Origin of the sequence: Amycolatopsis sp. Poz14 (assembly GCF_006704225.1) — a bacterium.
Classification (GTDB): Bacteria; Actinomycetota; Actinomycetes; order Mycobacteriales; family Pseudonocardiaceae; genus Amycolatopsis; species Amycolatopsis nivea.
The window spans coordinates 4,161,549-4,185,750 of sequence record NZ_JACLHD010000001.1; the positions used below are offsets into that span (position 1 = coordinate 4,161,549).

The window sequence follows — 24,202 nt, forward strand, 5'->3', positions numbered from 1 at the left end:
CTTTCCGGACTCGGGAGGGGTCAGCGCGGGTCGGGCAGGCCGGCGGCAGCGGCGGCGGCGGCCTCGTCGAAGATCTCGAGCAGCGGCTGGGCGCCGTCGCGGGCGGCCCACCGGCTGAGCGAGGTGTTGAGCACTCCGCCCGCCACGGCCAGCAGCAGCGACGGGAACAGGTCCTTCTCCGCGTCGGTGCCGGAGCGCTGGGCGATGGCCGCGATCATCGGATCGCGCGAGCCGGAGTTGAGCGTCGTCGCGCGGATGAGCAGCGACGGGTCGCCGTGGATGATCCGCAGCCGGGTCAGCCACTCGTCGCGGTCCCGCTCGATGTCGGCGAGGTCTTCCCGGACGGTCGCGACGAACGCGGGAAACGCGTCGATCCCGTCCGGCTGCGCGAGGAACCGGGCGATCGTCTGCTCTGCCCGCTCCGCGTGGTCGGCGTACGCGAGCAGCACGGCGTCTTCCTTGACCGGGAAGTAGTTGAAGAACGTGCGCGCGGACACGCCCGCCTCGGCGGCGATGTCGTCGACGGTGACCTGGTCCAGACCACGCTCGTCGATCAGCCGAAGCGCCGCGAGAGCGATCGTGCGATGGGTTTCGAGCTTCTTGCGCTCGCGAAGTCCGGGGGAGGGCACTTGATCAGCGTAGCCAGATCTTGCAGAGTCTGCAAAGTTGCAGTTTGTGAATCAGGGCACCTCGTGCTGCCCGGGGAGCGGGCTGGCAGACTCACCCACCGTGAGCGGAACGGTGCTGGTACTAGGCGGACGCAGCGAGATCGGGACGGCGGTGGCCGTCCGGCTGGCGCGCGGGGGAGCGAAGCGGTTCGTGCTGGCCGCGCGACCGGGCGCGGACCTCAGCGAGCAGACCGCCGCCCTGCGCGAAGCGGGCGCGGAGACTGTCGCGACCGAGGACTTCGACGCCGACGACCTCTCCGCGCACCGTCCGCTGCTCGAGCGCGTCATCAAGGAGCACGGACCGCTCGAGACGGTCGTGCTGGCGTTCGGCATCCTCGGCGACCAAGCCCGCGCCGAGACCGACGCCGCGCACGCCACCGCGATCGTGCACACCGATTACGTCGCACAGGTGTCCGTACTCACTCACACGGCGGAACTGTTGCGCACTCAGGGTTCCGGAAATCTGGTCGTCTTCTCGTCGGTCGCCGGGATTCGCGTGCGGCGGGCGAACTACGTGTACGGCTCGGCGAAAGCGGGCCTCGACGGGTTCGCCTCGGGACTGTCCGACGCGCTGCACGGCACCGGCGTCCACCTGCTCCTCGTGCGCCCGGGCTTCGTGATCGGCCGGATGACCGAAGGAATGTCTCCCGCGCCGTTCTCCAGCACCGCCGATCAGGTGGCCGACGCGACTGTCGCCGCCTTGCGCCGCCGCCGGGAAGTCGTGTGGGTGCCCGGCATGTTGCGCTTGGTGTTCGCCGCGATGCGGTTCGTGCCGCGTGCGGTGTGGCGGCGCATGCCGCGCTGAACTCCCGGTGCCCGAAGGGATACCGGCTGTCGCCGGGCGCTCCGCCGAACGGGCAGCATCACATGTTCGCGACAGGTTTCTCAGGCTATTCCCAGCTAACGCGGTGATCCTCGAACGCGGGGGTCGAAATCCGTCCCCCGGGAAGCGAGGAACCGGCCGTGCTGATCACGTCCCGGGGCCGCCGGATCGGCGGCCGTGCGGTGCTGGGGGTGGTGTCCACCCTGGTGCTGGGCGCCACCGGATTCGCGTGGTCGCAACTGCACCGGCTGGACACCAGCCTCGTCACCGCGGACGTCATCGCCCCGTCCGCGCAGGTCCCGGACACCCCGGCCGGGGAACCGCTCACCGTCGCGCAGAACATTCTGTTGGTAGGTCTCGATTCCCGCACCAAACCGGACGGGACGCCGCTGCCGCAGAACGTGCTCGACGCGCTGCACGCGGGCGGGGGAGACGACGGCGGCAACACCACCGACACGATGATCGTGGTGCACGTCCCGGTCGGCGGCGCGGCGGCCACCGCGATCTCGATCCCCCGTGATTCCTATGTGGACATTCCAGGATACGGCAAGCACAAGATCAATTCGGCGTACAGTCGCGCGCGGGCCGATCAGCGCGGAAAGCTTGCGCAGCAAGGAATGAGCGGCCCGGAACTGGAAGTCGCCGCGGACGCCGCCGGGGCGAAATCGGCGATCGCCGCGGTGCAGAAACTCACCGGGCTCACCATCAATCATTACGCGGCGGTCAACCTCTCCGGATTCGCCGCGCTGAGCCAGGCGGTCGGCGGGGTGCAGGTGTGCCTGAAGGCCCCGGTGCACGATTCCTTCTCCGGCGCGGATTTCCCCGCCGGGACGCAGACCATTTCCGGTACGCAAGCGCTCGCCTTCGTCCGGCAGCGGCACGGCCTGCCCAACGGCGACCTGGACCGGATCGCGCGGCAGCAGGCGTTCATGTCGGCGATGGCGAAAACCGTCCTCGGCTCCGGCACCTTCGCCGATCCGGCGCGGCTTTCGTCCCTGGTGGACGCTTTGGAAGGTTCGGTCACGCTCGACCACGGCTGGAACCTGCTGAGCTTCGCCCAGCAACTGCACGGCCTCAGCTCGGGCGCGATCTCCTTCGGCACGATCCCGGTGCAGAGCCTGTCGCTGGCCACCCCGTCCGACGGCGACGCGGTGAAGGTGGATCCGGCGCAGGTGCGGCAATTCGTGCATACGCAGATCAGCTCGCCGGACGCCGCGGCATCCGGAGGAACCTCCGACCCGGGCACCGTCCACCCGTCATCGAGCGGCGGGGTGGTGCGGCCGATCGCGGAGACCACGACGCCGACCCCTCCGGCGGGCACCCCGGCGCAGCCGAAGATGACGGCTGCCAGCGGGTGCGTGAATTAGGTCAGTGGCAGGGTGATGGTGAACGCAGCGCAGCCGAAGATGGCGGCGGCCTGCTGGTGCGTGAATTAGGCCAGCGGCAGCGTGATGGTGAACGCAGCGCAGCCGAAGATGGCGGCGGCCTGCTGGTGCGTGAACTAAGCCAATGGCAGCGTGATCGTAAATGCGGCCCCACCTTCGGGCGCCGGTCCGGCCGTGAGCGTCCCGCCCATCCGCGTCACCAGCCCGTGCGCCAGCGCGAGCCCGATGCCGGACCCGACCGGGCGGCTGTCGCGGTACCGCGCATTGAGCACGCCGCGCTCGAAAGCGACCGGGTAGTCCTCCGGCGCCAGCCCCGGCCCGCCGTCGCGGACCGACAGGTGGGCGTGGCCGTCCGCGACCGCCAGGGCGAACACCATCGGCGCACCCGCGGGCGTGACGCGCAGGGCGTTCTCCGCCAGCCCGTCCACGACCTGGTGCAGCCGCCGGGCGTCGGCGGTGACCATCGCGGCTCCCGGAGGCGTCTGGACGGTCAGCGGGACGTCCGAGCGCGCGCACCGCAGCTGCCACACCTCCGCGCAGTCCCGGACCAGCGCGGCGAAGTCGAAAACGTCGAGGTCGAGCTGGAATTCGTCGGCGCCGAGGCGGGCGAGTTCCAGGAGGTCGGACACGAGCCGCTCCAGGCGTTGGGCCTCGCGGTGGATCGTCTCGCCGGCGCGGCGGGCGTCCGGGCCTTCCGCGACTCCGTCGGCGATCGCCTCGGCGAAACCGGTCACCGCGGTCAACGGGGTGCGAAGTTCGTGCGACACCGACAATAGGAACTCCCGTTGCCGGGATTCGCTGCGGGCCAGCGCGTCGGCGAGCTCGTTCAACGAGCCCGCGACCTGCGCGACCTCGGCTGGGCCTTCGACCGGAACCCGGACGTCGCGCCGGCCCGCGCTGAGGCTGCCCGCGGCGGCGGCCGCGCGGCGCAGGGGGCGGCCGAGCAAGCGACCGGAGACGTATCCGGCGATGGCGGCGACCAAAAGCCCGATGCCCAATGCCAGAAGGATGTTGCGCAGCAACGCATGTTGCGTGGATTCGGCGCTGCGCACCGGCTGCACGAGCGCGAACGCGACTTCCGGGCCGACCGGGCGCACCTCCACGAGGTAGTCGACATTGCCGATCGTGACCCGCGTCGAACGGTCCTTTCCGGACGTGAGCCCGGCCCGTTCCGCCGCGCGCACCGCCGTCGCCTGCCCGGAATTCTGGCCGCTGACCCGGTGCACGACGACCTCGATGCCCTGCCCCCGCACGACCGCGGCCACTTTGCCGATCGCGAGCCGGTTGCCGATGCTGGTGCCGTCGAGCTGTCCGGCGACGACGTCCGCCTGATCCCGCAACGACTGCTGCAGCACCGAATCGGCGGTGCTGCGGACCAGCCGGGACGCGACCAGCCCGGCCACGAGCACCGCGATCCCGGCGACTGCCAGGCACACCACGGTGATCCGGAGCGCGAGCGTGGTTTTCATCCGGCGTCCGCCGCGTAGCCGATTCCCCGGACTGTCCGAATAGGACTGTCGTCGCCTAGTTTTGCCCGCAGCTGCGCGACATGCACGTCCACCGTGCGGGTACCGGCCGCCGCGGCGTAGCCCCAGACCGCGCTGAGGAGCTGATCGCGCGACAGCACCTGGCCGGGGTGGCGCAGCAGGTACGCGAGCAGATCGAACTCCGTGGAGGTGAGCGTGACCTCCGCCTCGCCTGCCCAAGCGCGACGGCCGGGAACGTCGATGCGCACGCCGCCGCAAGCCAGTGTCGTGGCCGGACCGCCGGACGCGCGGCGCAGCACAGTCCGCACGCGGGCGGCGAGTTCGCGAGGGCTGAACGGTTTGGTGAGATAGTCGTCCGCGCCGATTTCGAGGCCCAGCAAGCGATCCAGCTCGTCGTCGCGGGCGGTCACGAACAGCACCGGCGTCCAGTCGCCCGCCGCGCGCAGCGCCCGGCAGATCTCGATGCCGTCCATTCCGGACAGTCCAATGTCGAGCACCACGGCGACCGGCCGCAGCCGGCGGATCGCCTCGAGCGCCTTCGCGCCGTCCGGCTCGACCTCCACCCCGAACCCGTCGCGCCGCAGGTACAGCGCGGCGAGCTCGGCGATCGCGGTCTCGTCCTCCACGACGAGGACGAGACCGCGGCCAGCTGACCCCATGCGGGCTCCCGTTCCTCCGGCCGGCTACGTCGGGGGAAACGGTACGCGGGTCACCGCTGCCCGTCGCCCGCCATGTCGGACTGGATCGAGTCCAGCGTGGACTGGATGCTGCTCAGGTCGCCGTCCGGCGCCGCCCCCGACGACGGCGCCGAACTGTCGTCGCACGCAACGCAGCCGAGCCCGACGACAGCGGCCGCGGCGGCGATCGCGATCAGCCGTTTCACTTCGGCGCCTGGCAGTGCGCCGCGGTGAACGCGTCGAGCTGCTTCGTCGCGTTCGCCAGCTCCCCGATCCGGCTCTGCCGCTTGTCCGCCCGCTTCTGCAGCCGGTCGGCCTGCGCGGTGTGCCCCTTCGTGCGGGCGTCGTTCGCGCGTGCCTTGAGATTCGCGACCGACCCGGAAACCTCCGGCCCGCCGTTGATCCGGTTGGTCAGGTTCTGGGCCTGTTTGTGCAGTTTCGGCACCCAGGCCGTGCACATCTGCTGCACCTCCTGCGGGCTCAGCGTGACCGGAGCCGGGGCCGGCGCCTGCGTGTCGGCGCTGGCGATCGGCGCGGCCACGAGCAGTCCGGCCGCGATCCCGCAGCCCGCCAGTGCCAGCCGCTTCGTTCCTCGCATCGTTCTCGTCCTCCTGCGTCGGTGTTCTGGAGACCACCGTCGCGCGCGGGTGTACGAGGGGTGTGGGACGAATGTTCGGGTTCGGTAAAGCCTGCCGGCCCGGGGGAGTGTTACTCTCTTGCGGAGAGTGAGGAGGCCGCCGTGCTCGGAAACCCGTACGACCGCGACTGCCCGACGCGCCAGCTGCTCGACCGCATCGGCGACCAGTGGACGGTGCTGATCGTCGGCGCCCTGACCGACGGCCCGCTGCGGTTCACCGAGATCGGCAAGCGCGTCGACGGGATCTCGCAGAAGGTCCTCACTCAGACCCTGCGCAGCCTGGTCCGCGACGGCATCCTGATCCGCACCGCGTACCCGGTGATCCCGCCGAAGGTCGAGTACGAGCTCACCCAGCTGGGCCGCAACCTCGCCGAACCGCTGGACCTGCTGGACCGCTGGGCCCGCCAGAACATGGACCAGGTGACGGCCGCGCGAGCGGCTTACGACGCGGAGAACGCCGCTACTGCTTCGTGAGCGGCTGGCCGCTCACGAGGGCTGCCGAAGCAAGTTCGTCAACGCATGCGCTTCCTTGAGCAGCAACGCCCCCAGTTCGCCCCGCCGTTCCGCCCGGAACCGCGACTCCACCCCGGTCAGCGTCAACGCCCACGCGGGCTCCCCGGTGGGCGTGAACACCGCCGCGGCCATCCCCCAGCTTCCTTCGACCACCAGTCCGGGGTTGGTCGAGTACCCGTCCTCCCGCGTCCGCGCGACCCGGGCCCGCACGTCCTCCGCCCGGTGCGCCGGGCCCCATTCGGCCGTCAGGTCCACTGTGGACAGATACTCCTCGACCTCCCGGTCCGGCAGCATCGACAGCACCACCAGCCCCGCCGACACCACGCCCAGCGGGAACCGGGCGCTCTCGTACAGGACGAACGACCGGATCGGGAAGTCGCCGTCCTCGCGCAGCAGGCAGACCGTCTCGTTGCCGCGGCGCGCGGAGAAGAACGCGCTCTCCCCGGTCGCCGCGGCCAGCCGGTGGACGCTCGCGCGCGCCTGCTGCGTCACGTCGTAGCGCGGGGCGGCCGCCTCGCCCAGCAGGTACAACTCCGGGCCCAGGTACCAGCGGCCGGATTGCCGGTCGCGGTCGACGTAGCCCTCGGCGGCCAGCGACGCGAGCAGCCGGTGCACCGTCGGCCGGGCGAGGCCGCACTGGCGCGCCAGCTGCGAGGTCGACGCTCCGTCGCGGAAGGCGGACAATGCGCGCAGGACCGCGGACACCCGTCCTACGACGTGGTCGGGAGGCGAGGGGGGCACGGGAACGAGGGTACGTCCGCTCAGTGGACGCATCGGGCGCGGGTGTTCGGTGCGCGAGAGGTTTGCCGGGGATCCCGGCGTGTCGGTTGACCCGTTTCCCCTGCGCTGGGTGGAATGCGGGGACTGACCACTCACCGAACGAAGTGGAGAGGATGCCGTGCCGACGAAGTACCGCAGCGCCGCGGAGGCCCTCGACGGGCTGCTCGAGGACGGGCTGACGATCGCGGTCGGGGGCTTCGGCCTCACCGGGAACCCGAACGACCTCATCGAGGCGGTCCGGGACTCGGGCGTGCGCGATCTGACGATCGTCTCGAACAACATGGGAGTCGACGGGGCCGGGCTCGGCATTCTGCTCGACAACCGGCAGGTGCGCCGGGTGATCGCGTCGTACGTGGGCGAGAACAAGCTGTTCGCGCAGCAGTACCTCGACGGGACCGTCGAGGTCGAGTTCACCCCGCAGGGGACGCTCGCCGAGCGGATGCGGGCAGGCGGCGCGGGGATCCCGGCGTTCTACACCAAGTCCGGCGTCGGCACGCCGATCGCCGAGGGCAAGCCGCACGCCGAGTTCGACGGCGTCACCTACGTGCAGGAGCGCGGCATCGTCGCGGACCTTTCGCTGGTGCACGCGTACGTCGCGGACCCGGCCGGGAACCTGATCTACCGGTACGCCTCGCGGAACTTCAACCCGCTCGTCGCGACCTGCGGCAAGGTGACCGTCGCCGAGGCCGAGCAGGTTTCGGACGAGTACCTGGATCCGGAGCGGATCACGACGCCGGGAATTTACGTGCAGCGGCTGATTCAGGCGACTGCGCGGGAAAAGCAGATCGAAAAGCGGACCGTGCGCGTGCGTGAGGAGGCGTCGGCGTGAGCTGGACTCGGGACGACATGGCCACGATCGGGGCTCGCGAACTGCGGGACGGCGATTACGTGAACCTCGGGATCGGGATTCCGACCCAGGTGGCGAACCACATTCCGGACGGCGTGCAGGTGACGCTGCACAGCGAGAACGGGATTCTCGGGCTGGGGCCGTTCCCCTGGGAGGGCGAGGAAGACCCCGACCTGGTGAACGCGGGCAAGCAGACGGTCACGTTGCAGCCCGGGGCCAGCCTGTTCGACTCCGCGGAGTCGTTCGCGATGATCCGCGGCGGGCACATCGACCTGGCGCTGCTCGGGGCGCTGCAGGTCGGCGCCAACGGCGACCTGGCCAACTGGACGGTGCCCGGTGCGCTGGTCAAGGGGATGGGCGGGGCGATGGATCTCGTCGCCGGGGCCCGCCGGGTGGTGATCATTACTGATCACACCGCCAAGGACGGGACGCCGAAGATCGTCGAGAAGTGCACGCTGCCGTTGACCGGGGCCGGAGTGGTGAACCGGATCATCACCAATCTGGCGGTGCTGGACGTTACCGACGACGGGCTGAAGCTGGTGGAGCTGGCGCCTGGGGTTTCTCTTGACGAGGTGCGGGAGAAGACTGGGGCTCCGGTCGCGGAGTAGCTGCGGTCGGGGCGCCCCGAAGCCTGATTGTGACGACGGCGCGGGGGTGCTTGTCAAGGCGGGAAAGATGCCTTGACAAGCACCCCCGCGCCGCGTTTCGGCTTTGTATCGGGGTGCGGGGGAGTGTGGGTGCGTTGGCGGGTTGGGCGCACTGGCTGCGGTGGGGTGGCCGGGCTAGCGCCCCAATGTGGCATTGGGTGCGTGAGACGCACCGAATGCCGCATTGGGTGCGTCAGATGCACCCAATGTGGCATTGGGGACGTACGCGAGGGGCCCCTGACGGAATCTGATTCCCTCAGGGGCCCCTCACGTACGTTGCGCTGGTTACTGCGCGGGAAGGATGCGCCCCCGGACCTCGCCGAAGCCCAGTTTCGCGCCGCTGCTCGTGGTGGCGGCGCCGGTGATCGCGACCTCGTCCCCGTCCTGGAGGAAGGTGCGGGATTCGCCCTTGACGGTCAGCGGATCCCGGCCGCCCCAGGAGAGTTCCAGGAACGAGCCGCGTTCCGCCGGGTCCGCGCCGGAGATCGTGCCCGAGCCGTAGAGGTCGCCGGTGCGGGCGGAGGCGCCGTTGACGGTCAGGTGGGCCAGCATCTGGGCCGGGGACCAGTACATCTCGCGGTACGGCGGGCGCGCCACCTCCTGGCCGTTCCACTCCACGGCGAGCGTGATGTCCAAGCCCCACGGCGACGATTCCCGCAGGTAGGGCAGGGGTTCCGGCGAGGTCTGGCCGGGCAGCGGCACCCGGGCCTCGGCGAGCGCCAGCACCGGGACCACCCACGGCGAGATCGACGTCGCGAAGCTCTTGCCCAGGTTCGGGCCCAGCGGCACGTACTCCCAGGCCTGGATGTCGCGGGCCGACCAGTCGTTCAGCAGGACCGCGCCGAAAACGTGGCGAGGGAAGTCGTCCGGCGAGATCGGGGTATTGGCCGGAGTGCCCGCGCCGACGATGAAGCCCAGTTCCGCTTCGATGTCCAGGCGGGTGCTCGGGCCGAAGACCGGGCCGTCCTCGCCCTTGCGCTGGCCGCTCGGGCGGACCACGTCGGTGCCGGACACGTAGACCGTTCCGGAGCGGCCGTGGTAGCCGACCGGGAGGTGTTTCCAGTTGGGCAGCAACGGTTCCGCGTCCGGACGGAACAGCCGGCCGACGTTCGACGCGTGGTGTTCCGAGGCGTAGAAGTCCACGTAATCGGCGACGTCGATGGGCAGGTGCAGCTTGACGTCGGCGACCGCGTGCACGGCTTCGGCGGGCACCTCGCCGGTCACGAGCGTCTGCAGCCGCGTGCGGACCTCGACCCAGCGGTCGTAACCCTGCGCCATGAAGGCGTTCAACGTCGGCTCGGCGAACACCTCGTCGCCGAGGGCGATCGACAGGTCCAGCACGTGCTCGCCCACGCGCACGCCCACCCGGGGACTGCCGCCGCCTGCCGAGAAGACGCCGTACGGCAGGTTTTCGACGCCGAAGGGGGAGCCGGCGGGAATGTCGAGCACGGTCATGCGGGGGCTCCGATCAGGCCTAGGTCTGTCAGTTCGGTGAGCGGGTCGGTGATGCTGCAGGTCCCGAACGAGGTGAACTTAGCGCGCGCCGCCGCCAGGCGTTCCGGGGCCAGCGCGCGGATCCGGTCGGCGACCGCGGCACCGTCGCGTTCGGCAAGCAGGGCAACGACTTCCTCGTCCTCGGCACCGCGGTCGACCGCTTCGGCGGCGAGCAAGAGGTTCAGGAAACCGTGCTGTTCGAATCCCGTGTTCGGATCGGTGTTGCGGATCGCGTGGTGCAGGCCCGCGGTTGCCTTGAACGGCACGCCCGCCTCGGCGGTCGCGCGGATCGCGGCGGCGAGTTCGGCTTCGTCCGGGTAGTACTCGGCCGACGTGCCGCCGGTGCGGAACTTCGCCTTGTGCGGGGTGCCGGAAAGCGCCCGCAGCAACGGAACCCGGCGTTCGTCGCGCGGGATCTCCACGGCGACCGGCACCGGGCAACCGTCCACTGCGGACAGGAACTCGTCCACAGTCATTCCTTGCGGCACCGCGATTTCCAGCGATTCGACCGACACCGGGAGCCCGTCGACCGCCTTGAGCACGTCGGCGATCCCGCCCGGCCCGGCGGGCAGCGTCACGGTGAGCGGCAACGGAGTCTCGCGGCCTGCGACGACCTCAGCCAGTTCCGCCAAGCCGGACGCGGCGACGACCAGCGGGCCGACCATCGCGGCGTACGGCGAAGCGGTGTGCCGGTCGTGGGCGGCGACGGCGTCCGGCAGCGGCGCGAGGCCGGGCGGGAAGACCGCCGCGTCGTCCAGGAGGCCGCGGGTAAGTGCGTCGGTCACGACTGCGGTCCCCGTCCTGCCCAGGTCCAGGCGTAGCCGGGGTCGTCGCTCGCGTGGCCGCCCTCGCCGATCTCCAGCGGGCGGAACGTGTCGACCATGACCGCCAGCTCGTCGAAGAACTCCGCGCCGAGCGAGCGTTCCACCGCGCCCGGCTGCGGGCCGTGGCTGTGGCCGCCGGGGTGCAGGCTGATCGAGCCCTGTCCGATGCCGGATCCCTTGCGCGCCTCGTAGTTCCCGCCGCAGTAGAACATCACCTCGTCGGAGTCCACATTGGAGTGGTAGTACGGCACCGGGATCGAGAGCGGGTGGTAGTCGACCTTGCGCGGGACGAAGTTGCAGATGACGAAGTTGTTGCCCTCGAACACCTGGTGCACGGGCGGCGGCTGGTGCACGCGGCCGGTGATGGGCTCGAAATCGGAGACGTTGAACGTGTACGGGTAGAGACAGCCGTCCCAGCCGACCACGTCGAACGGGTGCGTCGGGTAGACGTAACGGGTGCCGACGACGCCGCGTGAACCCCGGTGCTTCACTAGAACCTCGACGTCGGTGCCTTCGACGACCAGCGGCTCGGCCGGGCCGTGCAGGTCGCGCTCGCAGTAGGGCGCGTGCTCCAGCAACTGGCCGTAGCGCGACAGGTACCGCTTCGGCGGCGCGATGTGCGAGTTCGCCTCGATCACGTAGGCGCGCAACGGTTCCGGCCCCTTCGGCACCCAGCGGTGCGTGGTGGCCCGGGGGAGGATCACGTAGTCGCCGGTGCGGGCGGGCAGCGCGCCGAACACCGTCTCGACGACCGCTTCGCCGGACTCGACGTACACGCATTCGTCGCCGATCGCGTTGCGGTACAACGGGGAAGCCTCGCCGGCGGCGACGTAGGAGATCCGCACGTCGCCGTTGCCGAGCACGAGCCGCCGGTTGTTCACGACGTCCGCGCTCTTCCACTCCTGGCCGGGGAACAGCGTGTGCAGCTTGAGGTGCAGCGGCTTGAGCGGCCGGTTCTCGGTGAGCGTCTGGTCCGGCAGTTCCCACGGCGTCGCGTCGACGATCGCGGACGGGATGCCGCGGTGGTACAGCAGCGACGAGTCCGACGAGAAGCCCTCCTCGCCCATCAGCTCCTCGGAATAGAGCCCGCCTTCGGGCGTGCGGTGCTGGGTGTGCCGCTTAGGCGGGATGCTGCCCGCGCTGCGGTAGTAGGCCATGGGTCGCCTCCTCGGCGCGAAGTAATCAAAGTATGTACTACTTTCCGACCAGCCTAGTCCCCGAGCTGGACCAGGGGAAGGGCTAGCGGCGGGTCGCGAAGCCCGCCCGGCCGGAGATGAGCTTGTCGAGCAGCATCACCAGCACGCGCTGCTCGGCCTCGGTGAGCACCTCGACCCACCCGGCCTCGCGTTCGTTCTGCGCCTCGAACACCTCGAGCATCTCGGCGTGCCCGGCCTCGGTGAGCGAAAGCCGCACCGAACGGCCGTCCGTCTCGCCCGGCGTCCGGGTCAGCAAACCCTCGCTGACCAGGGTCTTCGCGAGATTCGAGACCGCCGCCCGGCTCATGCCGGTGAGCCGCGCGGCGGCCGACGGTTCGAGTGGCCCGGCGAGCCACACGACGAACAGCACCCGGAACGCCGACCACGACCGCCCGCGCGGCCGGTGCACGGCGGATTCGAGGTCGTAGGTGACCAGGTTCGACGCCCGGTTCAGGGTCAGCAGCACCTCGGTCGCCAGCTGGTGGCGGAACCCGAACTCGTCGGCCAGCCTGCGGTTGGCCAGCGCGATGAACGACCAGAAGTCGAGCGAGTCCGGGTCCGGCGGCGCGGCGGGGTCCTGCATGGACAGCACTGTAACCGCGCCGCCGGGATAATCAAACTCGAAACTACTTCACCGGACGAGCCAGGCGGGCGCCCGCGTCGCGCGGCACTTTCAGGAACGCCAGCATCGCCGCGGCGACGATCAGGCAGCCGATCGGGAAGTACAGCCCGATCGTCACGTCGCTCTCGGTGGCCGCGAGCCCGATCGCGTACGGCCCGAAGAACCCGCCGAGCGCGGCGATCGAGTTGATCGCGGCCAGGCCGACCGCCGTGTGCTCCTTCGACAGCACGCGCGCGGCCATCGCCCAGTACGGCGCGAGGTAGCCGAGCACGCCGATCGCCGCCAGCGAGAGGCTGATCAGCGATAACGCCGGCACGGTCTTGAACTGGATCGCGCCGAAGAACCCGATGGCCGCGACCAGCACCGTGGCGATCACGTGGCCCTTGCGCTCGCCGGTGCGGTCGGAGTTGCGGGCGAGCAGCAGCATGCCGACCGCGCCGACGACGTACGGGATCGCGCCGAGCAGGCCGATGTTGGTGGAGGAGTACTTCGGGTCGAGCTGCTTCACGATCAGCGGCAGGAAGAACGTGAGCCCGTACAGGCCGCAGGCGATGAAGAGGTTGGAAATCGCCAGCAGCAGGACCTTGCCGTCGCGCACCGCGCGCAGTTGGCCGAGGAACGTCTCCTTCTCCTCCGGCACGTACTCGCGGTCGATCTCGGCCTGCAGCCAGGAGCTTTCCTCGGCGGTCAGGAACTTCGCGTCGGCGGGCTTGTTCGGCAGGTAGAAGAAGGTCAGCAGGCCGATCAGCACCGCGGGCGCGCCCTGCAGGATGAACACCCACTGCCAGCTGCTCATCCCGAACCAGTGCACGTGGTCGAGGATCCAGCCGCCGAACAGGCTGCCGAGGATCAGCGCGATCGGCTGCGCGAGCGCGAGCGTCGCGATGGCCCGGCCGCGTTCCTTGCCGCGGAACCAGAAGGTCAAGTACAGCAGCAGTCCGGGGAACAGGCCCGCCTCGGCGATGCCGAGCAGGATCCGCGCGATCATCAGGTGCGTCACGCTCGCGACGAACCCGGTCAGCACGGTCACGATGCCCCAGCTGACCGCGATCCGGCTGAGCCACAGCCGGGCCCCGACCTTCTTCATGATCATGTTGCTGGGCACCTCGAACACCACGTAGGCGAGGAAGAAGATCGCCGACGCGACGCCGAAGGTCGCGGCCGTGATGGTGAGCTCTTTGGCCATGCCGAGCTGGGCGTAGCCGATGTTCGCCCGGTCCATGTAGTTGAAGATGTAGAGCAGCAGGACGATCGGCATGACGCGGACGCCGACCTTGCGGACGGTGCGTCTGGCCAGCGGAGAGTCCGCCGTGGTGGCGGCTGCGGCGGGGACGGACATGGGGGTTCTCCTCGACGGTGAGCAGTAACTCTGAAGGATCAGGCGGCGGAGCGACCGGCGATGCGGCCCATGGTGACGGCGTTGGCGACCGCGTTGCCGCCGCCGACGTAGCGGAAGCCGAGCACTCCGGCCCCGGCCTCGCCCGCGGCGAACAGCCCGGGCACGCGGTCGCCGCGGGCGTCGAGCACCGCGGCACTGGAGTCGATCTCCAGCCCGGCGTGCGTGCAGACCAGTTCGGCGGGCAGGGTGCGCGCGGCGAAGAACGGTCCGGTGGCGATTTTCGCGGGCGGTTCGGCCGCGCCCTTGGCGGACAGCGTTTCGTGCCGCAGGAACTCCGGGTCCTCGCCGATGGGGAGCTGGGTGTTCCATCTGTCCACAGTGGCCTGGAGAGCGGCGGCCGGCACGTTCATCTTGCCTGCCAGTTCTTCCAGCGTGTCGGCCCGCAGAGTACGGCCAGCGTCCGCTTCGGACAGTACGTACTCGGCGTTCCAGTGTGCGTAGCCCGGCGGAAGATCGCGGCGCGCTCGGTCGTCGAAGACCATCCATACTGGACCGTCCTGCGCCGAGATGATGCCGCTCGACACCGCGTACGACGCGTCCTCGTCCATGAACCGGCGGCCGTGCGCGTTCACCAGCACGCGCGAGCGCGGCGGGAAACCGGACTGCCAGTGGTGCAGGCGCTGGAAATACGCGGTCGGAAGCAGCAGCCCCCAGCCTTCGCCGGTGATCGAGGCGGATACCTGCTCGCCGAACGCGAAGTGGTCGCCTCGGGAGCCGGGCGCGGCGACGACGAACAGATCCTCGCCCGCCGCGTCCGCGTCCGGGTAATACCGCGAGCGCAGGGCGGGGTCCTGGGCGAACCCGCCGCTGGTCACGATCACCGAGTTCGCGCGGACCTCGATGCCGTCGGCGACTACACCGGCGACCCGGCCGTCCTCCACGAGCAGCCGTTCGACCCGGGTGTTCAGCACCGCTTCAGCACCGGCCTTGCGACGCGCGCGGTCGAGCACCTGGACGAGGCCGTAACCCTGGTCCTTCGGCACATGCCCGCGCCAGACGTCCTCGACGCCCGCGCGCGTCAATCCCGGGGTGTGCGCGTCGTGCGACACCTTTGCCGGGATTTCCGCGCCGAGCCCGATCAGCCACTCTACGGCGGGACCGGCCTCGCGGCAGAAAGTCTTGAGCAGTCCGGGTTTCAGCTGCCACTGGTTGAGGTCGAGGTAGTGCTGGAAGAACCGTTCCGGCGTGTCCTCGATGCCCAGTGCACTTTGGACACTCGTGCCCGCGGCGGTGAGCATGCCCGCGGACAGCTGGGTCGAGCCGCCGAGTTCCTTCTCCGACTCGAACAGCATCACCGAGGCCCCGTGCTCGGCGGCGGACACCGCCGCGGCGAGGCCCGCGCCGCCCCCGCCGATCACCACGACGTCAGCGTCGACGCTCATCCGAGATCACCTCCGGTTTCGGCGAGAATGCGATGGTAGAGACCGTTGGAGACGAGACCGCCGTCCACAGTGACCTCGCTTCCGGTCAAGTAGGTGGACCGGTCCGAGAGCAGGAACAGCACCGTGTCGGTGATTTCCCGGGGGTCGGCCATCCTTCCGGCGGGCACACTGTCCACAGCGGACTTGACGAACGCGTCCGCGCCCGCCAGCAGCCCGGTGTCGACCAGTCCCGGGTGGACGGAGTTGACCCGGATCCGCCACTTCGCGAAATTGCCCGCGGCGGACTTCGACAGTCCGGTCAACCCCCATTTGCTCGCCGAGTAGGCGGGGGAGAAGTAGCCGATCTGGCCGGAGATCGACGAGATGTTCACGATCGAACCGCCGCCTGAATCGCGCATCAGCGGCGCGGCCGCGCGCATGCCGTGGAACGGCCCGGAGAGGTTCACCGCGAGCACCCGGTCCCACACCTCGGCGGTGGTGTCCTGGAATTCCAGCCGCCGCGAGATCCCGGCGTTGTTCACGAGCCCGCCGAGCGAACCGTGCTCGGCGCGGATCCGGTCGAGCACGCGAGTCCACTGTGCCGGCTCGACAACGTCCATGGTGTACGGAGTCGCCGCCCCGCCCGCCGCGCGGATCTCGTCGGCGATTTCGTCCGCACCAGCGAAATCCGCGACGCAGACGTGCACGCCGCGTTCGCCGAGCGCACGGGCGTGCTGCGCGCCCATCCCGTTCGCCGCGCCCGTCACGAGCACGACGTCCGGGTAGCGCACGGCTTCGGTGGCGTCAGACATGCCGGGAGCCGCCGTCGACCGCGAGGCTGTGCCCGGTGACGTACCGCGAGCTGTCCGAAAGCAGGAACAGCAGCACGCCGCACACCTCTTCGGGCGAGCCGATCCGGTGCAGCGGCACCGCGTCGAGCGCCTTCGCCAGCGCGGGCGCGTCGTCCTGGATCCAGCGGGTCATTTCGGTGTCGATGTAGCCCGGGGCGATGGCGTTGACCCGGATGCCCTGGTCGCCGAGTTCCACCGCGAGCGATTCGGTGAGGTGCGCGACCGCGGCCTTCGAACTGCAGTACGCCGCGCGGCCCTTGCGCACGCGGACCGCGGACACCGACGCCATGTTGACGATCGCGCTGCCCGGTTCCATCCGCGCGGCGGCGGCCTGCGCGCCGAAGAGCACGCCCTCGACGTTCACCGAAAGCGTCGAGCGGATCTGCTCCGGCGTGATGTCCGGAACCTCGGCGTACGGGAAGATCCCGGCGTTGTTGACCCAGAAATCGATGCGGCCGAACTCGTCGATCGCGCGCTGGGCGAGCGCGACGTGGTCCTCGGCGCGGGTGACGTCCACAGCGGACGCGACGATCCGGCCCGGCTTGTCCTCAACGGACTCGGCGGCCAGCGCGACGGTGAGGTCGTCGGCGGTGGCGGTCATCGCGGCGGCGTCGAGATCGCCGCCCACCACATGCACCCCGCGCGTGGCGAGACCGGCGGCGAAACGCGCGCCCATGCCGCGGGCCGCGCCGGTGACCACGGCGACCTTGCCCGGCATCTCCGGGTAGCGCGCGGTCGCGGGCTGGTGCAGCACCCGGCCGGGGCCGGTGGGCTCGAGAGTGGTCATCTGGGTTTTCTCCTCGTTGTTTCTCAGGGTTCGCGGTGCACGGTGCGGCGGCGCACGCGCCAGCCTTCCGCGGTGCGCACGAGTTCGTCGTCCAGCACGGTGAGCCGGTGCAGTCGCGGGGAACCGCCTTCCGGGGTCCCGACGATCTGCAGATAGGCGAGCGCTCGCAGGGCGTCCTCGGACTGTCCTAACTGGACCTCCACGGTGGACACCACGTGCCGCAGCCGTTCGCCGGACTCGACGCACCCGGCGTGGAACCGCTCGGCGAACGCGGTCAGCGCGGCCGTGCCCGCGGCGGGTTCCGGGTAGCTGGGCGAGACGAACTCCCCGTCCGGGGTGAACGTGGCGGCCCAGCGCGCGGCCTGCCCGGAGTCGATGGCGTGGCTCTGGCGGCCGTAGAGCTGATGCACCGCCAGCACGTCCTCGACGGGGACTTCGCTCATGTCCGAACCTCGATCCGCGGGGTGGTTGCCTCGAACGGCAAACGTGCTATATTCGCACGCACCGTGCGATATGTAGGAACAGTAGGTCGCCGGACAAGCTGTCGTCAAGGGAGTCGTGTGTCCGAATCGGGGACGTCGAAGACGCTGAGCCACGGGCTTCAGGTGCTGGAGCTGCTGGTGGAGCACCCGCAGGGGCTCACGATGACCGAGATCGCCGACGGGATCGGCGTGCACCGCACGGTCGCGCACCGGCTGGTCCGCACGCTGGAGGCGCACCACCTCTGCCGGCGCGACCGGTTCAAGCGGATCTCGCTCGGCACCGGCCTCGTGCGCCTGGCCGAGCCGGTGGAACAGGACCTGCGCACGCTCGCGCGCCCGGTGCTGGAGGAGCTTTCGGACGCCGGCCGCGCGTCAGCGCACCTGGTGGTCCGCGAGAACGCCGAGCAGGTGCGGATGCTGATGATCGTGGAACCGCGGCAGGCACGGATGCACGTGTCGTTCCGCAGCGGCCAGCTGGACCCGATCGGCCGCGGCTCGGCCGGGCTCGCGCTGCTCGCGGCGGAACCGCCGGTCGAGGGCGAACGCGAGGAGATCACCCGCGCCCGGTCACGCGGTTATGCGGTGTCGGTGGGGGAGATCGCGCCGGGAATCACCGGGATCTCCGCGGTGGTGCCGACCGGCCGGGACGCGCCGGGCACGAGCATCGGGCTGTCTCTGTTCGAGGCTCCGGACCCGGACGAACTGGGCCGGTTGGTGGTGGCTTCCGCGCAGCGGCTGGGCTCGATGCTGAAATGACCTAGCGGCCGACGAGCCCGGCTTCGTGGGCGAGCAGTCCGGCTTGGGTCCGGTTGGTGCAGTCGAGTTTCACGAGCATCCGTGACACGTAGCTCTTCACGGTCGCCTCCGCCAGATGCAGCCGCCCGGCAATGTCCGCATTGGACAGTCCTTCTCCCAGACACGCCAACACATCCCGCTCCCGCTCCGTCAACCCGGCGGTCCGGCGACGGGCTTCATCATCGCGGCGGTGGCCGTCCGACGACAGCGCGACCAACCGGCGTGCGGCCGACGGCGACAGCACGGTGTGCCCGTCCGCCGCGACGCGAACGAGGCCGATCAGGTCCTCCGGCGGCGTCGACTTCACCAGGAACCCGGCCGCGCCCGCGCGGAGCGCCCGGATGACGTAGGTGTCCGCGTCGAACGTCGTCAGCGCGACGACCGCGGGCGGATCCGGCAGCGCGCAGATCCGCTCGATCGCGGCGAGCCCGTCCACGCCGGGCATCCGCAGGTCCATCAGCACCACCGCGGGCCGGTGCCGGACCACTTCCTCGACCGCCTCCGCGCCGTCCCGCGCCTGCGCGACTACCTCGATGTCGCCGGCCGAACCGAGGATCGTGCGCAGGTGCGCGCACACCATCGGCTCGTCGTCGGCCACCACGACCGTGATCACCGGGCAGCACCTTCCGTGGTCGGGACGTAGGCGGGCAGTATCGCACCGATCTTGAACCCGCCGCCGGGCACCGGGCCCGCTTCGAAGGTCCCGCCGACGAGTTCGACGCGCTGGCGCAGCCCGCTCAGCCCCGCGCCGGAGCCGCTCCCCGCGAGCGCCGCGTCCGGCGGCCGGGTCGCGCGGGTGTTGGCGACGGCCACGTCCAGCCCGCCCGGGTGATAGCGCAGCGAAACCGTCGCCGAGCAGCCCGGCGCGTGCTTGCGGATGTTGGTCAGCGCCTCCTGCACCACCCGGTACGCGGTGCGCGCGACGGTCGGCGACACCGAGGTCCGGTCGCCGGTCACGGAAAGCTCGGTCGCGATCCCGACCGCCACCGATTCGGCCACCAGATCCGCCACCTCGCCCGGCAGCGGCGGATTCGGCACCGGCGGTTCGATTCCGGTGCCGTTGCGCAGCACGCCGACCAGGTCGCGCAGTTCGTCGAGCGCGTGCGCCCCCTCGCGGCGGATGTCCTCGGCGGCCGACTTCACCGACGGATCCGGCGACGTCACGCCGAGCGCGCCCGCGTGCAGCACCATCAGGCTCAACCGGTGCGTGACGACGTCGTGCATCTCGCTCGCCAGCCGTCGCCGCTCCGCCGCCAGCGCCTGTTCGGCGAGCAGATGCTGCTCGCGTTCCGCGCGCTCAGCCCGGTCGCGCAAGGAACTCAGCAGCTGCCGCCGCGCCTCGAAATACAGCGAGATCGCCACCGGCAGCGCGGTGCTCAGCAGTCCGAACGGCGTGGTGTTCCAAGCCGGATTCCACGGTCGCGTCGCCAGCAGGGCCAGGAACCCGGCGATCCACAGCAGCCGCCGCCGGTCCAGTTGCCGCACGAGCTGCGCCAGCACGATCGGCGTGATCGTGGGGACGGTCATCAGCGTCGGCTGGCGGACGGGCACGAGCAGGCCGGGGGAGAAGAGGTCGGACGCCAGCATCGCCAGCGAGGCCACGATCAGCAGGCCGGCGACGCCGTTCGGGAAGCGCGCCAGGAGCAGCAGGGACGCGTCGCAGACGAGTTCCAGCACGAGCGTCGCGTACGGCCCGAGAAAGCCGGTGGCAGGCCCGGCGGCGAGGAAAAGCCCGAAGTCGAGGCAGGCGAACACCAGCGCGGTGCCGGCCAGCCAGAACCAGTCGGTCGACCGCGGCCAGGGACGGCACGTGCTGGTCACCCGGCCACGGTATCCGGTCGCCTGCCCGGCCGCGCCGGATCCGCATCGCCCGGGTGGCGGGTTACCGCCGAAAGTTGCGGCTCGATCGGAAGCGATCCACTTTCGTCGCTGCGGGCAGCTACCGAGCACGCTTACGCCGCACCCGCCCGGCGCGGTGGACTCGACGCCATGACGAGCGAAGGAATCCCGCGGTTCGCCCGGCTGCCGGTGCTGGCGGTCGCGGCGGGTGCCGTCGCGCTGTTGGCGGCGACGAGCACCCGGTACGCGCACGGCTTCGACGAGCTGTACTTCCTCGTGGCCGGTCGAGATCATCTGGCCTGGGGGTATTTCGACCAGCCGCCGCTCGTCCCGCTGCTGGCCGGCACGCTCGACCAGTGGTTCCCCGGTTCGCTGGTCGCGCTGCGGCTGCCGATGGCGCTCGCGGCCGGCGCCGGGGTGATCGTGACCGCGCTGACTGCTCGCGAACTCGGCGGCGGTCGCGGAGCGCAGGCGATGGCGGCCGGGGCGTACGCGACTTCGGGGCTGATCATCATCAGCCACTGGGTCGCCACCTACGCCTTGGACCCGTTCTTCTGGACGCTCGTGGTGTTCCTCCTGGTGCGCTGGACCCGGACCCGGCGCGACGGCCTGCTCGTGTGGGCCGGAGTGGTCACCGCGGTGTCGCTGCAGACGAAATTCCTGATCCCCGCGCTGTGGGGCGCGGTGCTGGTGTCCGCGCTCGTCTTCGGGCCGCGCAACCTGGTGTCCCGGCCGAAACTGTGGCTGGGCGCACTGATCGCCGTCGTGGCGACCCTGCCGACGTTCCTTTGGCAAGCCACGCACGGCTGGGCCTACACCCGGATGGGCGAGGTCGTCGCGGCCGAATTCCCCGGCTACCTCACCTTCGCGCGCGACGGCTTGCTCGGGGCGGGAATGGGAATCGGCGTGCTGGCGCTGCTGTACGGGATGTGGCGGCTGTTCCGTTCGCCGGACCTGGTGCCGTACCGGTACCTCGCGGTGGCGTTGCTGCTGGTCGTGGCGGTGATCATCGGAACGCACGGCCGCTCGTATTACTTGATGAGCCTGTATTCGCTGCCGTTCGCCGCGGCCGCGACGGAGCTTTCGCGGCGAAATCTGGTGCGCTGGTGGAAGATCCCGGTCGGAATCGTGTTCACGCTTTCGGCCGCGGTCACCATTGCCGGGCTGCCGGTATGGCCAGCTTCGATGAAAGCCACCTCGTTTGGCCCGTTTCCGCTCGGCACTGTATTCGCGGCCGGGGAGACCGCGCAGCAGCAGTTGGCGGACGGGGTCGGGCAGGCGTATCGATCCCTGCCCGAGCCGGTGCGCCGGGAAACCGCCGTATATGGGGAAATCTACCCCTTCGCCGCGGCCGTGGAGTACTACGGCCCGCGGTACGGAATCAACAATGTCTACAGTGGACACCGAGGCTACTGGTACTTCGACCGGCCGCCGGATTCCGCGCGCAACGTGCTTTTCGCGGGCTTCGATCCGGCGCTGCTGCGGCCGTACTTCTCTTCGGTGACTGAAGTGGTGCCCGGGCTGATGTGGCTGTACACCGGGCGAAAGCAATCCTGGGAAACGATCTGGCCAGAGGTGAAGAAACAATGAGCGACTCCTTGCCCGCGCGAGCGTATTTCCTCGCCTGCGACCCGGACGGCGGCCCAGTCTCCCGCCGCTCCAACGCGGCCCTGCTGGTCCGCGCGGCCGCGGTGACCGACCTGGTGCTGCGCGGCAACCTCCGCGACCAGCGCGGCCACGCCGAACCGACCGCCGCCGCCCCGACCGGAGACCTCCTGCTCGACGACCTGCTCGCCGACCTCCGCACGCACAGCCCGGCGTCGTGGCGCGCATTGCTGCGCCGTGGCAGGAACGACACGTTGCAGTCGCTGGAAACGCAACTCTCCGCGGCGGGTCTGCTCGAAGAAGGCAGCAGTTCGATCTTGCACCGCAAGGTCTTGGTGCCCGCCGACCCGGCGCGGGTCCGCGATGCGCATGCGCAGCTTGACCACGCTTTGACCGCCCCACCGTCCGAAGTGGACGCTTCCGCCGCGGCGCTGGCGTCCCTCGCCGCGGCGTCCGGAGCCGGAATGTCCCGCTCGGACGCGCGTCGCCACGCGGACCGGCTGAAGGAGTTGGAGAAGCTGGCGGGACCAGTGCTTCCGGCACTGCGAAAGGCGGTCGCGGGTCGCCGGGCAGCCCGGATCGCGGCGTTCTCCGGCGGTTCCGGCGGCTGACCGACAGTTCGGCCGCCGCCGAAGCGTGGACGTCGTACCGTGGCGGACATGACCTCCTTCGCCGCGTTGCACGTCCCGGGCCGTCCGCTGTTGCTGCCGAACGTCTGGGAGTTCGGCTTCGCCGCCGCCCTCGCCGCCGCGGGACACCCGGCGGTCGGCACCACCAGCCTCGGCGTCTCGGCCGCCGCCGGGCTCGCCGACGGGGCCCCGGAATCCCGCGCAGCGACCGTCGCGCTGGCGAAATCGCTGACACCGCTGGACATCCTGGTCAGCGTCGACCTCGCCGACGGCTTCAGCACCGACCCCGAGGAAGTGGCGGACCTCGTCGCGGAACTCGCCGACGCGGGAGTAGTCGGCATCAACCTGGAAGACGGCCGAGCCGACGCGCTCGCTCCGATCGTCGTCCAGGCCGCGCTGCTGGCCAAGGTGCGCGAACGCGTCCCGGGCATGTTCCTCAACGCCCGCACCGACACGCATTGGCTCGGCGTCGGCCCGGTCGCGGACGCCATCACCCGGGTCCGCGCGTACGCCGACGCCGGTGCGGACTGCGTCTTCGTCCCCGGCCTGCACGAGCCAGCGGACGTGGCGGAGCTCGTCGAAGCGGTCGAGGTGCCGGTGAACCTCCTGCACCTGCCCGGGAAAGCCACTTTCTCCGAATTGGCCTCCCTCGGCGTGGCGCGGGTCAGTCTCGGCTCAACTCCCTACCGGGTAGCACTTTCCGCCGCACTGTCCACAGTAGACGCAGCGCGGGAAGGGACCGAACTGCCGATGAAGCCGCCTTCGTACGGCGAAATCACCGCATTGCTCCCGTAATCTGGGGGACATGATCTTCGGAGGAAACACCGACTTCGCTGTCCCCGCCGGATACCTCAACACCCCCAGCATCGGAATCCCGCCGACGCCGGTCGCCGACGCGGTCGAGGCCGCGGTCAGCCGGTGGCGCACCGGCAAGGACACCCCGTCGGACTTCGACGAGGCGGTCTCCCGCTCCCGCGCCGGATTCGCGCGGCTCGCCGGGGTCCCGGCGGACCGGGTCGCGATCGGCGCCTCGGTGTCGCAGCTGGCGGCGAACGTCGCGGGCGGACTGGCCCCGGACGCCCGCGTCCTGGTCGCCGAGGGCGAGTTCACCAGCGTGACGTTCCCGTTCGCGCAGCGGGCGAACGTCACCGAAGCGCCGCTCGCCAAGCTGGCGCAGCACGTCGAAGGCCACGACCTCGTCGCGGTCAGCCTCGCGCAGTCCGCCGACGGCGCGCTCCTCGACACCGCCGCGCTGCGGGCCGCCTCCGAAGCCGCGGGCGTGCCGGTCATGATCGACGTCACGCAAGCCGCGGGCTGGCTTCCGCTGGACGTCGGGTGGGCGGACTGGATCGTCTGCGCGGGCTACAAATGGCTGTTCTCGCCACGCGGCTGCGCCTGGCTCGCGGTGCACCCGCGGGCGCACGAACGGACCCGCCCGGTCGCCGCGAACTGGTATGCCGGCGACGATCCGTGGTCCTCGGTATACGGAATGCCACTGCGCCTGGCCGGAAACGCGCGCGGATTCGACCTTTCGCCGGTGTGGCTGTCGCACGTCGGCGCCGCGGAAGCGTTCGACTACTTCGCGTCACTGGACCTCGCCGCGGTGCGCGACCACAACGCCGGACTGGCCGATTCCCTGCGCACCGCGGCCGGACTGGAGCCGCAGGGGAGCGCGATCGTGGCACTGGAAGCCGATCCCGCGCGGCTCGCCGAAGCCGGGATCGTCGCGAGCGTCCGCAACGGGCGGGTACGGGTCGGTTTCCACCTCTACAACGGCCCTGACGACGTCGAACGCGTGCTGGACGCCCTGGGCGCAGCGTCTGGCTGAAGGCCGCACGGGCGGTGAACTACGGT

General features: G+C 70.5%; 27 protein-coding genes. 10 read left to right on the forward strand and 17 right to left on the reverse strand.

The window, feature by feature from the left end:
- Positions 1-20: 20 nt before the first annotated feature.
- Positions 21-629 (reverse strand): TetR family transcriptional regulator, encoded by a 609-nt coding sequence (locus FKO37_RS47190; protein WP_238605415.1) that lies wholly within the window; start codon positions 627-629, stop codon positions 21-23.
- A 100-nt stretch (positions 630-729) separates the two neighbouring features.
- Between FKO37_RS47190 and FKO37_RS19895 the strand changes: the two genes are divergently transcribed.
- Positions 730-1,473 carry an SDR family NAD(P)-dependent oxidoreductase gene (locus tag FKO37_RS19895; RefSeq protein WP_037812593.1) on the forward strand — a complete coding sequence of 248 codons (744 nt, stop codon included), beginning with the start codon at positions 730-732 and terminating at the stop codon, positions 1,471-1,473.
- Positions 1,474-1,631: 158 nt separating this feature from the next.
- Positions 1,632-2,858, forward strand: a complete 1,227-nt coding sequence (locus FKO37_RS19900; protein ID WP_238605416.1) for an LCP family protein — start codon at positions 1,632-1,634, stop codon at positions 2,856-2,858.
- A 134-nt stretch (positions 2,859-2,992) separates the two neighbouring features.
- On the opposite strand, the gene FKO37_RS19905 is transcribed toward FKO37_RS19900, so the two are convergent.
- From FKO37_RS19905 to FKO37_RS19920, 4 genes are read right to left on the reverse strand one after another with little or no spacing between them, the layout of a single operon-like run.
- Positions 2,993-4,345, reverse strand: coding sequence for a sensor histidine kinase KdpD (locus tag FKO37_RS19905; protein ID WP_238605417.1), 1,353 nt, complete (start codon positions 4,343-4,345; stop codon positions 2,993-2,995).
- Positions 4,342-5,022, reverse strand: coding sequence for a response regulator transcription factor (locus tag FKO37_RS19910; RefSeq protein ID WP_037812584.1), 681 nt, complete (start codon positions 5,020-5,022; stop codon positions 4,342-4,344). The genes FKO37_RS19905 and FKO37_RS19910 overlap by 4 nt, the downstream gene beginning before the upstream one ends.
- Before the next feature lie 50 nt (positions 5,023-5,072).
- Positions 5,073-5,246: a hypothetical protein gene (locus tag FKO37_RS19915; protein ID WP_167754226.1), complete on the reverse strand. Its 174-nt coding sequence runs from the start codon at positions 5,244-5,246 to the stop codon at positions 5,073-5,075.
- Positions 5,243-5,638 (reverse strand): hypothetical protein, encoded by a 396-nt coding sequence (locus FKO37_RS19920; RefSeq protein WP_037812583.1) that lies wholly within the window; start codon positions 5,636-5,638, stop codon positions 5,243-5,245. Before FKO37_RS19920 ends, FKO37_RS19915 begins: the two co-directional genes overlap by 4 nt.
- 141 nt (positions 5,639-5,779) lie before the next feature.
- Here FKO37_RS19920 and FKO37_RS19925 point away from each other — a divergent pair, with 141 nt between their 5' ends.
- On the forward strand, positions 5,780-6,151 hold the full coding sequence (locus tag FKO37_RS19925; RefSeq protein WP_037812581.1) for a helix-turn-helix domain-containing protein: 372 nt from the start codon (positions 5,780-5,782) through the stop codon (positions 6,149-6,151).
- A 12-nt stretch (positions 6,152-6,163) separates the two neighbouring features.
- On the opposite strand, the gene FKO37_RS19930 is transcribed toward FKO37_RS19925, so the two are convergent.
- A complete protein-coding gene (locus FKO37_RS19930; RefSeq protein WP_238605418.1) occupies positions 6,164-6,931 on the reverse strand; it encodes an IclR family transcriptional regulator in 768 nt (255 codons plus the stop codon).
- 157 nt (positions 6,932-7,088) lie between these two features.
- On the opposite strand from FKO37_RS19930, the gene FKO37_RS19935 reads away from it, so the two are divergent.
- Entirely contained in the window at positions 7,089-7,799 is a 711-nt protein-coding gene (locus tag FKO37_RS19935) for a CoA transferase subunit A (protein ID WP_037812574.1), read from the forward strand.
- The gene (locus FKO37_RS19940) at positions 7,796-8,425 is read left to right on the forward strand and encodes a CoA transferase subunit B (protein ID WP_037812570.1); all 630 of its coding nucleotides are present in this window, start codon (positions 7,796-7,798) and stop codon (positions 8,423-8,425) included. Before FKO37_RS19935 ends, FKO37_RS19940 begins: the two co-directional genes overlap by 4 nt.
- Before the next feature lie 324 nt (positions 8,426-8,749).
- Here FKO37_RS19940 and fahA read toward each other — a convergent pair whose 3' ends face one another.
- The 9 genes from fahA to FKO37_RS19985 all read right to left on the reverse strand — a co-directional run bounded on the left by fahA (position 8,750) and on the right by FKO37_RS19985 (position 17,441).
- A complete protein-coding gene (gene fahA / locus FKO37_RS19945) occupies positions 8,750-9,919 on the reverse strand; it encodes a fumarylacetoacetase (protein WP_134730612.1) in 1,170 nt (389 codons plus the stop codon).
- Entirely contained in the window at positions 9,916-10,773 is an 858-nt protein-coding gene (locus tag FKO37_RS19950; RefSeq protein ID WP_238608295.1) for a hypothetical protein, read from the reverse strand. Before FKO37_RS19950 ends, fahA begins: the two co-directional genes overlap by 4 nt.
- Entirely contained in the window at positions 10,740-11,939 is a 1,200-nt protein-coding gene (locus FKO37_RS19955) for a homogentisate 1,2-dioxygenase (protein WP_043830279.1), read from the reverse strand. The genes FKO37_RS19950 and FKO37_RS19955 overlap by 34 nt, the downstream gene beginning before the upstream one ends.
- An 82-nt stretch (positions 11,940-12,021) precedes the next feature.
- Complete coding sequence (locus FKO37_RS19960) at positions 12,022-12,561, reverse strand: MarR family winged helix-turn-helix transcriptional regulator (RefSeq protein WP_037812827.1); 540 nt, start codon at positions 12,559-12,561, stop codon at positions 12,022-12,024.
- Between the two features lie 43 nt (positions 12,562-12,604).
- On the reverse strand, positions 12,605-13,939 hold the full coding sequence (locus FKO37_RS19965; RefSeq protein WP_134666713.1) for an MFS transporter: 1,335 nt from the start codon (positions 13,937-13,939) through the stop codon (positions 12,605-12,607).
- 38 nt (positions 13,940-13,977) lie between these two features.
- Positions 13,978-15,381, reverse strand: coding sequence for an FAD-dependent oxidoreductase (locus FKO37_RS19970; protein WP_304512202.1), 1,404 nt, complete (start codon positions 15,379-15,381; stop codon positions 13,978-13,980).
- Positions 15,378-16,172, reverse strand: a complete 795-nt coding sequence (locus tag FKO37_RS19975) for an SDR family NAD(P)-dependent oxidoreductase (protein ID WP_037812554.1) — start codon at positions 16,170-16,172, stop codon at positions 15,378-15,380. The genes FKO37_RS19970 and FKO37_RS19975 overlap by 4 nt, the downstream gene beginning before the upstream one ends.
- The gene (locus FKO37_RS19980; RefSeq protein WP_238605419.1) at positions 16,165-16,998 is read right to left on the reverse strand and encodes an SDR family NAD(P)-dependent oxidoreductase; all 834 of its coding nucleotides are present in this window, start codon (positions 16,996-16,998) and stop codon (positions 16,165-16,167) included. Before FKO37_RS19980 ends, FKO37_RS19975 begins: the two co-directional genes overlap by 8 nt.
- Before the next feature lie 23 nt (positions 16,999-17,021).
- Positions 17,022-17,441: a nuclear transport factor 2 family protein gene (locus tag FKO37_RS19985; protein ID WP_037812549.1), complete on the reverse strand. Its 420-nt coding sequence runs from the start codon at positions 17,439-17,441 to the stop codon at positions 17,022-17,024.
- Between the two features lie 117 nt (positions 17,442-17,558).
- On the opposite strand from FKO37_RS19985, the gene FKO37_RS19990 reads away from it, so the two are divergent.
- Entirely contained in the window at positions 17,559-18,236 is a 678-nt protein-coding gene (locus FKO37_RS19990) for an IclR family transcriptional regulator (RefSeq protein ID WP_037812547.1), read from the forward strand.
- A 1-nt stretch (position 18,237) separates the two neighbouring features.
- Here the strand turns inward: FKO37_RS19990 and FKO37_RS19995 are convergent, their stop codons facing one another.
- Together FKO37_RS19995 and FKO37_RS20000 are read right to left on the reverse strand one after the other, a co-directional pair.
- Positions 18,238-18,888, reverse strand: a complete 651-nt coding sequence (locus FKO37_RS19995) for a response regulator transcription factor (protein ID WP_238605420.1) — start codon at positions 18,886-18,888, stop codon at positions 18,238-18,240.
- Positions 18,885-20,096, reverse strand: coding sequence for a sensor histidine kinase (locus FKO37_RS20000; RefSeq protein ID WP_134666705.1), 1,212 nt, complete (start codon positions 20,094-20,096; stop codon positions 18,885-18,887). The genes FKO37_RS19995 and FKO37_RS20000 overlap by 4 nt, the downstream gene beginning before the upstream one ends.
- Positions 20,097-20,264: 168 nt before the next feature.
- Between FKO37_RS20000 and FKO37_RS20005 the strand changes: the two genes are divergently transcribed.
- The 4 genes from FKO37_RS20005 to FKO37_RS20020 are packed head-to-tail and all read left to right on the forward strand — an operon-like array spanning position 20,265 to position 24,176.
- A complete protein-coding gene (locus tag FKO37_RS20005; protein ID WP_238605421.1) occupies positions 20,265-21,704 on the forward strand; it encodes a glycosyltransferase family 39 protein in 1,440 nt (479 codons plus the stop codon).
- On the forward strand, positions 21,701-22,330 hold the full coding sequence (locus FKO37_RS20010; RefSeq protein ID WP_238605422.1) for a GPP34 family phosphoprotein: 630 nt from the start codon (positions 21,701-21,703) through the stop codon (positions 22,328-22,330). The genes FKO37_RS20005 and FKO37_RS20010 overlap by 4 nt, the downstream gene beginning before the upstream one ends.
- A 48-nt stretch (positions 22,331-22,378) precedes the next feature.
- Complete coding sequence (locus FKO37_RS20015; RefSeq protein ID WP_238605423.1) at positions 22,379-23,143, forward strand: isocitrate lyase/phosphoenolpyruvate mutase family protein; 765 nt, start codon at positions 22,379-22,381, stop codon at positions 23,141-23,143.
- Between the two features lie 10 nt (positions 23,144-23,153).
- Positions 23,154-24,176, forward strand: a complete 1,023-nt coding sequence (locus FKO37_RS20020) for an aminotransferase class V-fold PLP-dependent enzyme (RefSeq protein WP_238605424.1) — start codon at positions 23,154-23,156, stop codon at positions 24,174-24,176.
- Positions 24,177-24,202 lie beyond the last annotated feature (26 nt).

What these genes read in the sequence shown, in the direction of transcription:
- FKO37_RS19905 (WP_238605417.1), bottom strand. Translation starts at nt 4,345, where the DNA reads ATGAAAACCACGCTCGCGCTCCGGATCACCGTGGTGTGCCTGGCAGTC.
- FKO37_RS19910 (WP_037812584.1), bottom strand. Translation starts at nt 5,022, where the DNA reads ATGGGGTCAGCTGGCCGCGGTCTCGTCCTCGTCGTGGAGGACGAGACC.
- FKO37_RS19920 (WP_037812583.1), bottom strand. Translation starts at nt 5,638, where the DNA reads ATGCGAGGAACGAAGCGGCTGGCACTGGCGGGCTGCGGGATCGCGGCC.
- fahA (WP_134730612.1), bottom strand. Translation starts at nt 9,919, where the DNA reads ATGACCGTGCTCGACATTCCCGCCGGCTCCCCCTTCGGCGTCGAAAAC.
- FKO37_RS19955 (WP_043830279.1), bottom strand. Translation starts at nt 11,939, where the DNA reads ATGGCCTACTACCGCAGCGCGGGCAGCATCCCGCCTAAGCGGCACACC.
- FKO37_RS19960 (WP_037812827.1), bottom strand. Translation starts at nt 12,561, where the DNA reads ATGCAGGACCCCGCCGCGCCGCCGGACCCGGACTCGCTCGACTTCTGG.
- FKO37_RS19965 (WP_134666713.1), bottom strand. Translation starts at nt 13,939, where the DNA reads ATGTCCGTCCCCGCCGCAGCCGCCACCACGGCGGACTCTCCGCTGGCC.
- FKO37_RS19970 (WP_304512202.1), bottom strand. Translation starts at nt 15,381, where the DNA reads ATGAGCGTCGACGCTGACGTCGTGGTGATCGGCGGGGGCGGCGCGGGC.
- FKO37_RS19975 (WP_037812554.1), bottom strand. Translation starts at nt 16,172, where the DNA reads ATGTCTGACGCCACCGAAGCCGTGCGCTACCCGGACGTCGTGCTCGTG.
- FKO37_RS19980 (WP_238605419.1), bottom strand. Translation starts at nt 16,998, where the DNA reads ATGACCACTCTCGAGCCCACCGGCCCCGGCCGGGTGCTGCACCAGCCC.
- FKO37_RS19985 (WP_037812549.1), bottom strand. Translation starts at nt 17,441, where the DNA reads ATGAGCGAAGTCCCCGTCGAGGACGTGCTGGCGGTGCATCAGCTCTAC.
- FKO37_RS20005 (WP_238605421.1), top strand. Translation starts at nt 20,265, where the DNA reads ATGACGAGCGAAGGAATCCCGCGGTTCGCCCGGCTGCCGGTGCTGGCG.
- FKO37_RS20010 (WP_238605422.1), top strand. Translation starts at nt 21,701, where the DNA reads ATGAGCGACTCCTTGCCCGCGCGAGCGTATTTCCTCGCCTGCGACCCG.
- FKO37_RS20015 (WP_238605423.1), top strand. Translation starts at nt 22,379, where the DNA reads ATGACCTCCTTCGCCGCGTTGCACGTCCCGGGCCGTCCGCTGTTGCTG.
- FKO37_RS20020 (WP_238605424.1), top strand. Translation starts at nt 23,154, where the DNA reads ATGATCTTCGGAGGAAACACCGACTTCGCTGTCCCCGCCGGATACCTC.